Consider the following 11,575-nt stretch of genomic DNA (forward strand, 5'->3'; position numbering starts at 1 on the left):
AAGAGGCATCCAGATCGGCCCAATGGATTTTCGCTCATGCAGCTGCGTACAACTCTGTTGGGCCAGACATAAGGACTTATTCTTCTGCAGCAGGGATCAGGAGGGTTCGCAAGAAGCTCGCATCTGGATAGCTCGCTTGAGCAGCGGGAGCCTCAGAACCCATCGGTCATCGCGTTTCGTAGCATCCTGCATCTCATTCCAGCTCAACCTTTTCGGGTGATTGAAGATTGTTCAGGCGAGCGTAGAGGCCATCCCTGCGGGTTGCAAGTTCCTCATGGGTGCCTTCTTCCACTGCCCGGCCTTCATGCATGACGATGATCTTGTCGGCTTTGACGATTGTGGACAGGCGATGGGCGATGACGACAACGGTCCGCCCGTTCATGGCGGAATCGAGTGCCCTTTGCACGGCGGCTTCGGATTCATTGTCGAGCGCTGATGTGGCTTCGTCGAGAAGCAGGATCGGTGCGTTGCGTACGAGTGCGCGTGCGATCGACAGACGTTGCCGCTGACCGCCGGAGAGGGTCATGCCGTGTTCGCCGACCGGCGTTTCGTAACCGGCCGGCTGCATGAGTATGAAGTCGTGGGCATGGGCAAGTCGGGCGGCCTCCTCGACTTCGGCATCGGTCGCCTCGGGCCGTCCATAGCGGATATTGTCGCGGATCGTTCCTTCGAACAGATAGGGTTGCTGTGTGACATAGGCGAGGCTGTGACGCAGCGACGCCTTGGTCACATGGGCTATGTCCTGTCCGTCGATCAGGATCTGGCCTTCGGCCGGATCATAAAAACGAGGGATCAACGAGATGATTGTCGACTTGCCCGCTCCCGAGGGGCCGACCAGAGCGGTCGTCTTGCCGCCTTCTGCGATCAGGTCTACCCCCTTGAGAATTGGCGCTCCGCTTCCATAGGCGAACACGACACCCTTCAGTTCGATCTGAGCATTGGTGACGACAAGGTCGGGTGCGTTTGGATTTTCCCGCTGTAGCGGCTGCATGTCGAGCAAACTGTAGATCATTCTGGCATTAACGACGGCTCTTTCGATCTGAACCTGCATCCGGGCAAGCCGGCGGGCTGGGTCGTAGGCCATCAATAGCGCTGTGATGAAGGCGAAGAAAGCGCCGGGGGCAACATCGTCATAGATGGAGCGGAAGGCGGCGTAGCCGATCACGCTGGAGATCGCCACGCCTGCGAATGTCTCGGTAAGGGGCGCGGTGCGTTCGGACAGGCGGGCGATCCGGTTGCTCTGTCTTTCGGACGTTTCGATAATGCGCCGGACCTTCTGTTCCAGCTGCTGTTCCATTGTAAATGCCTTGACGACCGTAATGCCCTGGATCGTTTCCTGCATGGCGCCCAGCACTTTGCTGCTCACCTCGACGGCTTCGCGCGTCACGCTACGCAGCCTCTGCGATAGGTAGCGGATGGCAAGAATAAGCGGTGGTGCCACGGCAAACACGATCAGCGAGAGAACCCAGTCCTTCAAAACCATCACGACGATCAACGACACAAGCGTCAGCAGATCGCGCGCCGTCGAGGTGACCACCAGGTTGAGAACGTCTCTTATGCCGCCGATATTCTGGTTGACTTGCCCGGCGAGGCGGGCTGAGCGCGATTCCGCGAAAAACCCCACGGACAGCTTCATGAGATGCGAATAAAGACGCTGCTGGTAACGGGCGACGATATTGTTGCCGATCTTGGATAGCGTCACCGCCTGCCCGTAGGTCGCCAGCCCGCGAACCACGAAGGCGGCAAAGATCGCAAAGCAGATGACCAGGACCATATCGGCCCGTTTGTTGGCGAAAGCCTCGTTGACAACGGACTCCATGATCCACGCCGTAAAGGCGGTGGACATGGCTGTGGCAATCAGACAGAAAATCGCAAACGCATAACCGCGAATATGGTCCCTGCCGTTTTCGGCGATCACCCGTTTCAGAACGCTAGCGACAGTGCCTGAATCCAGATGGTTCTTCTTGGCGTTCAATTGGGCTCCCGCTCGTCGCACCCGACGATAACTTCTCACATCGGTGGCGTAATAAACGCTCGGAGACCACTTTGCCAACCGCGCAATTACGATTCTGCATGGCAGTTGCACGCTCGCATGGAGCCTTCAGGATCAAACGACACGCCGATACGGGCTCAGCCTCATAGGTGGAGCAGCCGGCTTGCAAGCTTCCTAAGCGTAACGCACCTCTGACGAGATCGTCATATATCGGCCTAGCAGCGCTGTGGCCATCTCTCTTGATGAAGTCTACCCGGATTGCTGCAGGTCAGCACAACGCGAATATTTCTATCGGGGATTTTGACATCAAATTACTTCTCGGCTAGGTAGAGATAGGGTCATGCGGAGGCAGAGATGAACGCGAGAATATTGGTAACAGGTGGCGCTGGATTTCTTGGGTCACACCTCGTCGAGCGCCTGCTTGATCGCGGAGACGAGGTCCTTTGCGTCGACAACTTCTTTACCGGTACTCGCGGAAATGTGGAGCATCTGATCGGCCATCCACGATTTGAACTGATGCGCCACGACGTCTGTTTCCCACTTTATGTTGAGGTTGATGAAATCTACAACTTAGCGTGCCCTGCATCTCCTGTTCACTACCAGCACGATCCCGTCCAGACGACCAAAACGTCCGTTCACGGCGCCATCAACATGCTCGGGCTAGCAAAGCGAGTGCGCGCAAAGATTTTGCAAGCGTCGACATCCGAAGTCTATGGAGATCCTAGCATCCATCCCCAGGTTGAAGAATACTGGGGCAATGTAAATCCTGTAGGGATCCGTTCCTGTTATGATGAAGGCAAGCGCTGTGCTGAAACTCTGTTCTTCGACTATCGGCGCCAGCACAAGCTGCGAACAAAAGTAGTGCGTATCTTCAATACCTACGGGCCGCGCATGCATCCAAATGACGGCCGGGTCGTATCCAACTTTATCGTTCAGGCCCTCAAGGGTAACGACATCACCATTTTCGGCGACGGCAAGCAAACCCGCTCGTTCTGCTATCGCGACGATCTGGTGGAGGCTCTGCTGAGAATGATGGCGACGGGAGATGATGTCGTCGGCCCGTTCAACGTCGGAAACCCGAACGAATTCACGATACGGGGTCTCGCCGACCTCGTATTAGAGCTGGCAGGCTCAAAATCGCGTTTGATATTCAAACCATTGCCGTCCGACGATCCGATCCAGCGTCAGCCAGACATCTCCAAGGCGAAGCAGTTTCTCGACTGGCAGCCGACGGTCGAATTGCGGGCGGGACTAGAAAAGACGATTGCTTATTTTGATGAACTACTTGCCAACGCCCCCTAGATCCCTGATTTTGGGGTTCAGGTTTTTCGCCACGCTGTGGCGCCGCTCGACAGCTAGGAGCCCTGCTGGCCCTGCGCCGGCGCTGATCGTCTGAGGGTTTGATGTTTGACCTTATTGCTTGGCCTCAGAATAAAACCGTCTCGACGGTGGGCGAACCTGCGGCGGTTACCCGCATTCTGCCGAGGAATTTTGAGGAAAAAGATGCCGGCCTGTTCGAGCCAAATCTTCGGTACGATGTCCCGGCGAGCCGGATTTGGCAGCTTGAGAACATCACCGCGCACGCCAATGGCTGGCTTTATCAAGGGCATAGCTTGTTGAAAGACAGCTTCGCCGGTAGCCGTCAAATAAGTGCAATGCGACGTCTGAAAGCGGTCGCAACGCGACACCGGTTGCCCACTAAACGGATTTCCAAGGGCGTCTGGATCACAGACAACTGGAGCAGCAATTATTTTCACTGGTTGACGGACGCGATACCGAGGCTTCACTTGGCGACGGAGCAGGATCACGACCTCCACCTGATCCTGCCCTTCTCGTTCCAATTCGTTCCCTTCGTCGAGCAATCGCTCTTGCCTTTCGACCTCAGGTCCACGACGTTCATACCGGAAGACACGACCCTCACAATTGAGAGGCTGACACTTCCCGCACACACCGCCGCGACAGGCAACTACAATGAGCGCTTGATCAGATGCGTTGCGCAGAGATATCGCCAGGCTTTTGGATCCGGGCGAAAGCCTGACCGTCGTATCTATATCAGTCGCAGCAAGGCGCCGGTCAGAAGGGTGGTAAATGAGGACGAGATCGCACCGGTTCTCTCTAGACATGGTTTTGAAGTAATCCAGGGCGAAAGCTTGTCCTTTTCCGAACAGGTGCGGCTTCTAAGCGAATGCGCCATGCTCGCCGGCCCGCATGGTGCAGGTTTCGTCAACATGTTGTTCATGATGCCGGGAGCCTCGATATTAGAAATTCATCCGTGGGACACGAAAACCAATAATTGCTATTTTACGCTCGCGTCAGCACTGTCGCATCCGTACCACTATATGCTGGCGGATACGGTTTCCAAGCAGGTGGAATCTCATCACGACAACATGATCGTCGATCCCCAGGCGCTCGAGAGAAATCTCGACCGCATGTGCTCCATGGCGCGCGCCCCTGAATGAAAACAAACTGCCCCATCGATTTCTTGGTTGGCGGCCGAACTCGCCCCTTTCTGCCTCCTGTGTGTAACCAGCCTTTTGAGCCGCTAGACGACGACCTCCAGGATCTGCCGCCGCGCTTGACTCATTGCCTTCTGCGCGTGCGGTTTCCACTGAATCCTCCATCTGGTCGGCTTCACACGTCTCCAGGTGGAAGATATGATTTAGTAGCGCAAGCGAGCCGTTTGTTCGGTTTCTTGTGTCTTATTCGAAGCAAGGAAACGGTGTGGTAAGCAAAGTGAGTTTTTCAAGGCTGCGCCAATCAATCGCCGAAGAGATTTCCGACATTAAGTTCCTCCTTCGGTCCGGATCAGGGCTCCAGATCGTTCTCAAGTACATGAAGTTCCGCAGAAAGCGGCGCAGCATCGAGAGGAAATACAAACCCGCCACAAAGGCCTTCGTTGCGTCTGAAATAAAGGACCTGCAACTTAGCAATGATTGGTTCGTCGGCCATCTTCCAATCTGGATGTGGTTGTTCGAACGCTTCGATCTCCGCAGCAGAGCCGGCCTGAAGGCCCTCGAGATTGGCAGTTGGGAAGGCATGTCAGCCTTTTTCTTCCTTAAAACGTTGCCGAACGCAACGTTGACCTGTGTGGATACCTGGGCGGGCTCTGATGAACATGACAAAGAGGCGATGTCGGCCGTCGAGGGCCGATTCAATGCGAACCTTGTGGGTCATGACGGACGAGTGACTAAGTTTAAGGGAACGTCCTACGCCTACTTCATGGAGAAGCCGAAGGACCTTACGTTCGATTTCATTTATATCGACGGCTCGCACCTAGCGGACGACGTGATGATTGATGCCGTGAACGGCTTTGCAGCACTCAAGCCCGGGGGAATAATGGTATTTGACGACTATATCTGGGGCTACTATGTCGACGCGAACGACAATCCGGCGAATGCCGTCCACCGCTTTCTGGAAATGAAGAGGGGAAAGTTTGAACTTGTCTACCTGTTCCAGCAGGTCATCATCCGCAAGACCTCGCGATGACACCTCAGTTCGTAAATTTGTCTCGATAAGGGGCAGATGTCTTAACCTTTTCGGGTGATTGAAGATTGTTCAGGCGAGCGTAGAGGCCATCCCTGCGGGTTGCAAGTTCCTCATGGGTGCCTTCTTCCACTGCCCGGCCTTCATGCATGACGATGATCTTGTCGGCTTTGACGATTGTGGACAGGCGATGGGCGATGACGACAACGGTCCGCCCGTTCATGGCGGAATCGAGTGCCCTTTGCACGGCGGCTTCGGATTCATTGTCGAGCGCTGATGTGGCTTCGTCGAGAAGCAGGATCGGTGCGTTGCGTACGAGTGCGCGTGCGATCGACAGACGTTGCCGCTGACCGCCGGAGAGGGTCATGCCGTGTTCGCCGACCGGCGTTTCGTAACCGGCCGGCTGCATGAGTATGAAGTCGTGGGCATGGGCAAGTCGGGCGGCCTCCTCGACTTCGGCATCGGTCGCCTCGGGCCGTCCATAGCGGATATTGTCGCGGATCGTTCCTTCGAACAGATAGGGTTGCTGTGTGACATAGGCGAGGCTGTGACGCAGCGACGCCTTGGTCACATGGGCTATGTCCTGTCCGTCGATCAGGATCTGGCCTTCGGCCGGATCATAAAAACGAGGGATCAACGAGATGATTGTCGACTTGCCCGCTCCCGAGGGGCCGACCAGAGCGGTCGTCTTGCCGCCTTCTGCGATCAGGTCTACCCCCTTGAGAATTGGCGCTCCGCTTCCATAGGCGAACACGACACCCTTCAGTTCGATCTGAGCATTGGTGACGACAAGGTCGGGTGCGTTTGGATTTTCCCGCTGTAGCGGCTGCATGTCGAGCAAACGGTAGATCATTCTGGCATTAACGACGGCTCTTTCGATCTGAACCTGCATCCGGGCAAGCCGGCGGGCTGGGTCGTAGGCCATCAATAGCGCTGTGATGAAGGCGAAGAAAGCGCCGGGGGCAACATCGTCATAGATGGAGCGGAAGGCGGCGTAGCCGATCACGCTGGAGATCGCCACGCCTGCGAATGTCTCGGTAAGGGGCGCGGTGCGTTCGGACAGGCGGGCGATCCGGTTGCTCTGTCTTTCGGACGTTTCGATAATGCGCCGGACCTTCTGTTCCAGCTGCTGTTCCATTGTAAATGCCTTGACGACCGTAATGCCCTGGATCGTTTCCTGCATGGCGCCCAGCACTTTGCTGCTCACCTCGACGGCTTCGCGCGTCACGCTACGCAGCCTCTGCGATAGGTAGCGGATGGCAAGAATAAGCGGTGGTGCCACGGCAAACACGATCAGCGAGAGAACCCAGTCCTTCAAAACCATCACGACGATCAACGACACAAGCGTCAGCAGATCGCGCGCCGTCGAGGTGACCACCAGGTTGAGAACGTCTCTTATGCCGCCGATATTCTGGTTGACTTGCCCGGCGAGGCGGGCTGAGCGCGATTCCGCGAAAAACCCCACGGACAGCTTCATGAGATGCGAATAAAGACGCTGCTGGTAACGGGCGACGATATTGTTGCCGATCTTGGATAGCGTCACCGCCTGCCCGTAGGTCGCCAGCCCGCGAACCACGAAGGCGGCAAAGATCGCAAAGCAGATGACCAGGACCATATCGGCCCGTTTGTTGGCGAAAGCCTCGTTGACAACGGACTCCATGATCCACGCCGTAAAGGCGGTGGACATGGCTGTGGCAATCAGACAGAAAATCGCAAACGCATAACCGCGAATATGGTCCCTGCCGTTTTCGGCGATCACCCGTTTCAGAACGCTAGCGACAGTGCCTGAATCCAGATGGTTCTTCTTGGCGTTCAATTGGGCTCCCGCTCGTCGCACCCGACGATAACTTCTCACATCGGTGGCGTAATAAACGCTCGGAGACCACTTTGCCAACCGCGCAATTACGATTCTGCATGGCAGTTGCACGCTCGCATGGAGCCTTTCGCCGCTGTTGACAGCATTTTGGCGCGCTAACACTTCTTTCGGTGGGGCAGGGAGAGTTGAAGGATACGACGTGGGGACCACTGCTCTGATCATGTCGGATGAGTGGCGACATCGTTGCGCGCCTCATCGGGGTCATCGGGCGGCACGGCGTGCAAGAAGGGAGAAGCCGTGGGCACAACCAGCGGGCTTTCGGCCCGTCGATAGTCCGTCGCTCCTCTCCCCAATGCCGCCGTTGCCTCCGTTGTAAGCACTCGGTGGACGATCTCCGCAGCATCCACGAGCGGCCATGCGACAGCCAGGGTCGGTGGGCCGCGCGCCGAACAGCATCGACCGGTGCCATCTAAAGCCAAGCGTGATGGTGCGACCCAGAACCCTTAAGCTCGGGAGCAGCCTGGAGCCCGGGAGATGATGACCGAATCCGAGCGGCCACGGGCTCCGCCGCGCTTGCCGTATCCGGCGATATAATAGTAATTGCGCTGCGTTGCAGTGATATACGGATCGTCCAAGTACCGTGAGGCGGCGGCTAGAGCTGCGCGCGGACTACAGCCGCGGCGATCATAGCGACGCTCGTCGCGGCGCTCATATCGCCGATCATACCGGCGATCGTACCGTCGATCATAGTCATCCGGGCGCTCGATCCGCATGCCACGTTCTCCGAACTCTAATTCGAAGCCTTGGGCGGCAGCAGGCGCAGGTTGAATGCTGATGCCGACAAGCAAGGCTGATATGCCCGCCAGCAATCCAAATCGTTTGGCTTTCATTTGTTCTCTCCAGCAACGGTGACGCATCAAAGTAGCAGAGCTAAAATGAACGGCAGCATAACAAGTTCCGTTCACTAGGCCCTCGCCCTTGAAGTTCGTGCTTAATGTTGGAGGGAAGGATGAGAGACGGCAAGAAACCGGGGGGCGCGGCGCGTCCTGTAAATCGAGACAAGCTCAAGGCTCGTTGATTGAGGGAAGCGTCGCTGAAAAGACGAAGTTACTTGAGAAAGAGTAAGCCGCATTTCAAGCGAGAAATGGTGCTGCTAGAGAGATTTGAACTCTCGGCCTCTCCCTTACCAAGGGAGTGCTCTACCCCTGAGCTATAGCAGCGTCAACCGGCGCGAAAGACCCGCGTCGTCGGCAGCGGCCTATTGCCATAGGTTCACCGGCAGCGCAAGCAGCAAATTCCAAGTTCTTTGCCGAGGAGTGGGGAAAACGTGGCTTCCGCTTTTAAGAATCCGGCTTTTTGGGTATGGAGGGCCATGGCGAATGATGAAGAACGGCACGATCCAGAAGGCGCAGATATCGGCGAAGGCCGCGGCGACAGGGCTCGCAAGGCGGCCGCAGTGCGCGAGGCGCAGCGCAAGGCAAAGGCTGCGGCCAAACTTCGCGAGAACCTGATGCGCCGCAAGACCCAGGCGCGGGCCCGCCGGGCGGGCGAGGAGGATTCGACGGAAGGGCTGCCTGCCGCAAAAACGGACGAATCATCATAGCTTATGCGCCGGGACGGGTCAGCAGGCGGGCTATTCGGGCGGGCCATTTCAGCAATCATTGAAGCAGCGGCGGATTTCGTCTAAGGACGCCACCTTTCGCGCTCAGAAGGAAGAGTTACAACTTATGGATCGCATTAGAATTGTGGGCGGCAACGAACTCAAGGGCACCATTCCGATCTCGGGAGCGAAAAACGCCGCTCTGCCGCTGATGATCGCCTCCCTTCTAACGAGCGACACGCTGACGCTCGAAAACGTGCCGCATCTGGCCGACGTGGAACAGCTCCTGCGCATCCTCGGCAATCACGGCGTCGATGTCGCCGTCAATGGCCGCCGCGAACGCCAGGAAGAGAGTTATTCCCGCACCATCAACTTCACCTGCCGCACCATCGTCGATACGACCGCTCCTTACGAGCTGGTCTCGAAGATGCGGGCGAGCTTCTGGGTCATCGGGCCGCTACTCGCGCGCGAAGGCCAGGCGCGCGTTTCGCTGCCGGGCGGCTGCGCCATCGGCACGCGCCCGGTCGATCTCTTCCTCGAAGGCCTGCAGGCGCTCGGCGCCACCCTGGAGGTCGACGGCGGTTATGTGAACGCCACGGCGCCGAAGGGCGGCCTGATCGGCGCCCGCTACGTCTTCCCGAAAGTGTCGGTCGGCGCGACGCACGTGATGATGATGGCGGCGACGCTTGCCCGCGGCACGACGGTGATCGAAAACGCCGCACGCGAGCCGGAGGTCGTCGATCTTGCAAAATGCCTGACCGCCATGGGCGCCAAGATTTCCGGCGCTGGCACCCAGACGATCACCATCGATGGCGTCACCTCGCTCTCGGGCGCCCGCCATCGGGTCCTGCCGGATCGCATCGAGACCGGTACCTATGCCATGGCGGTTGCGATGGCCGGCGGCGACGTCGTGCTGGAGGGCACCGAAGCTTCGCTGCTCGACAACGCTCTCGACACGCTGCGGCTGGCCGGCGCCCATATCACCGAGACGGAAAGCGGGCTGCGCGTCGTACGCAACGGCAACGGCATCCAGCCGGTCGATATCACCACCGAGCCGTTCCCGGGCTTCCCGACCGACCTGCAGGCGCAGTTCATGGCGTTGATGACCCGGTCTTCCGGCGTCTCGAACATTACCGAAACCATTTTCGAGAACCGCTTCATGCACGTGCAGGAACTTGCCCGCCTTGGCGCCAGGATCTCGCTCTCCGGGCAGAAGGCCCGGGTCGAAGGCGTAACGCGGCTGAAGGGCGCTCCCGTCATGGCAACCGACCTGCGCGCTTCCGTCTCACTGGTCATCGCCGGCCTTGCCGCCGAAGGCGAGACCATTGTCAGCCGCGTCTATCACCTCGACCGCGGTTTCGAGCGGCTGGAAGAAAAGCTTACCCGCTGCGGCGCGGTGGTCGAACGCGTCAGCGACTGATCGATCCGCAAGGCCGATATTTTGCAAAGGACGGTCGGGGCATTGCCCTTGCCGTCCTTTTTTGCGTTTCTATCTCTTCGAGACGTCCATCTCTTTGCCGCCACATATTGTTTGATCCGGCACCCCACGGAGATTTCCCCATGACCGATACTCAAGCCCCCGTCTGGTTCATTACCGGCTGCTCCACCGGCTTTGGCCGCGAACTCGCCAAGCTGACAATCGAGCGCGGCTGGCCAACCGTCGTTACCGCCCGTGGCAAGGATCGGGTCGCCGATCTGGCCGACGGCAAGGATTATGTCCTGGCGCTCGATCTCGACGTGACGGACATGAAGCAGATTGCCGATGCGGTTTCGGCCTCCGAGCAGAAGTTCGGGCGCATCGACGTGCTGGTCAACAATGCCGGCTACGGTTATCAGGCATCGATCGAGGAAGGCGAGGAGGATGAGATCCGCGCGATGTTCGACGCCAACGTCTTCGGCCTGTTCGCCATGACCCGGGCCGTGCTGCCGGGCATGCGTGCGCAGCGCAAGGGCCATATCCTCAACATCACCTCGATGGCTGGCTTCATGGGCCTTCCGAGCTCGGGCTACTACGCGGCGAGCAAACATGCGGTCGAAGGTTTTTCCGATGCGCTCGCCCATGAAGGCGCGCCGCTCGGCATCAAGGTCACGTGCGTCGAGCCCGGTCCGTTCCGCACCGACTGGGCCGGCCGATCCCTGAAGCAGACGCCGAGTACGATCGCCGACTATGCCGAGACCGCCGCCGCCCGCATGGGTGCGACGGCCGGCTATAGCGGCCGTCAGCCGGGCGATCCGGTGCGCGCCGGCGAGGCGATGATCGCCGCGACCGAAGCGGATCAGGCGCCCCGCCACTTGGTATTGGGGGCCATCTGCTATAACGCCGTCACCCACAAGCTAAAGGAGCGCCTGGCCCAGATCGAACTCTGGGAGGAAATCAGCCTTTCAGCCGATTTTCCCAGCTGAATGCCGGGGGGTTCTGCGACCCCGCCCGACATCACCTGGTATTGTTGGCGTCAGGGCTTCGGTTCGGTTTGCGTGTCCGGAACCGTGTAAACCCAACGCGTTTCAGGCCCGCACCTCGAAGATCATGTTGAATGGCGTTTCGCTGGCCCGTCAGAAGTGCGAATAGCCAGCGTCGAGCGCCACCTTGCGAAGCTTCATCTCCCCAGCCTGGGCTCCAAGGCCAAGGCCTACCTCCTGTGCCATGGAGGCGGGAGTGCAGATCATCGTCGAGGCGCCGTAA

9 protein-coding genes, 1 tRNA gene and 1 pseudogene are annotated in these 11,575 nt (G+C 58.4%); 6 read left to right on the forward strand and 5 right to left on the reverse strand.

Annotation, left to right across the window (positions count from 1 at the left end; translation table 11 throughout):
• Positions 1–193: 193 nt before the first annotated feature.
• Positions 194–1,975: an ABC transporter ATP-binding protein gene (locus C5L10_RS30695; protein ID WP_105432789.1), complete on the reverse strand. Its 1,782-nt coding sequence runs from the start codon at positions 1,973–1,975 to the stop codon at positions 194–196.
• Between the two features lie 372 nt (positions 1,976–2,347).
• Between C5L10_RS30695 and C5L10_RS30700 the strand changes: the two genes are divergently transcribed.
• From C5L10_RS30700 to C5L10_RS30710, 3 genes are all read left to right on the forward strand, one after another.
• Complete coding sequence (locus C5L10_RS30700) at positions 2,348–3,295, forward strand: UDP-glucuronic acid decarboxylase family protein (protein WP_105432790.1); 948 nt, start codon at positions 2,348–2,350, stop codon at positions 3,293–3,295.
• Positions 3,296–3,396: 101 nt separating this feature from the next.
• Positions 3,397–4,452: a DUF563 domain-containing protein gene (locus C5L10_RS30705; protein ID WP_105432791.1), complete on the forward strand. Its 1,056-nt coding sequence runs from the start codon at positions 3,397–3,399 to the stop codon at positions 4,450–4,452.
• 262 nt (positions 4,453–4,714) lie between these two features.
• Positions 4,715–5,479 (forward strand): class I SAM-dependent methyltransferase, encoded by a 765-nt coding sequence (locus tag C5L10_RS30710; RefSeq protein WP_105432792.1) that lies wholly within the window; start codon positions 4,715–4,717, stop codon positions 5,477–5,479.
• Positions 5,480–5,483: 4 nt separating this feature from the next.
• Here C5L10_RS30710 and C5L10_RS30715 read toward each other — a convergent pair whose 3' ends face one another.
• The 3 genes from C5L10_RS30715 to C5L10_RS30720 all read right to left on the reverse strand — a co-directional run bounded on the left by C5L10_RS30715 (position 5,484) and on the right by C5L10_RS30720 (position 8,512).
• Positions 5,484–7,292 (reverse strand): ABC transporter ATP-binding protein, encoded by a 1,809-nt coding sequence (locus tag C5L10_RS30715; protein ID WP_105432793.1) that lies wholly within the window; start codon positions 7,290–7,292, stop codon positions 5,484–5,486.
• A gap of 503 nt (positions 7,293–7,795) precedes the next feature.
• A complete protein-coding gene (locus tag C5L10_RS34010; protein ID WP_172717275.1) occupies positions 7,796–8,182 on the reverse strand; it encodes a hypothetical protein in 387 nt (128 codons plus the stop codon).
• 255 nt (positions 8,183–8,437) lie between these two features.
• Positions 8,438–8,512, reverse strand: a tRNA-Thr gene (locus C5L10_RS30720).
• A 152-nt stretch (positions 8,513–8,664) separates the two neighbouring features.
• On the opposite strand from C5L10_RS30720, the gene C5L10_RS30725 reads away from it, so the two are divergent.
• From C5L10_RS30725 to C5L10_RS30735, 3 genes are all read left to right on the forward strand, one after another.
• Complete coding sequence (locus C5L10_RS30725; RefSeq protein WP_105432794.1) at positions 8,665–8,895, forward strand: hypothetical protein; 231 nt, start codon at positions 8,665–8,667, stop codon at positions 8,893–8,895.
• A gap of 124 nt (positions 8,896–9,019) precedes the next feature.
• On the forward strand, positions 9,020–10,312 hold the full coding sequence (gene murA, locus C5L10_RS30730) for a UDP-N-acetylglucosamine 1-carboxyvinyltransferase (protein WP_105432795.1): 1,293 nt from the start codon (positions 9,020–9,022) through the stop codon (positions 10,310–10,312).
• A 140-nt stretch (positions 10,313–10,452) separates the two neighbouring features.
• Positions 10,453–11,295, forward strand: coding sequence for an oxidoreductase (locus C5L10_RS30735; RefSeq protein WP_105432796.1), 843 nt, complete (start codon positions 10,453–10,455; stop codon positions 11,293–11,295).
• A 150-nt stretch (positions 11,296–11,445) separates the two neighbouring features.
• Here the strand turns inward: C5L10_RS30735 and C5L10_RS30740 are convergent.
• Positions 11,446–11,575: pseudogene (locus C5L10_RS30740) on the reverse strand (SAM-dependent methyltransferase); the annotation flags it as partial.

This window comes from Neorhizobium sp. T6_25, from assembly GCF_002968555.1.
Classification (GTDB): Bacteria; Pseudomonadota; Alphaproteobacteria; order Rhizobiales; family Rhizobiaceae; genus Neorhizobium.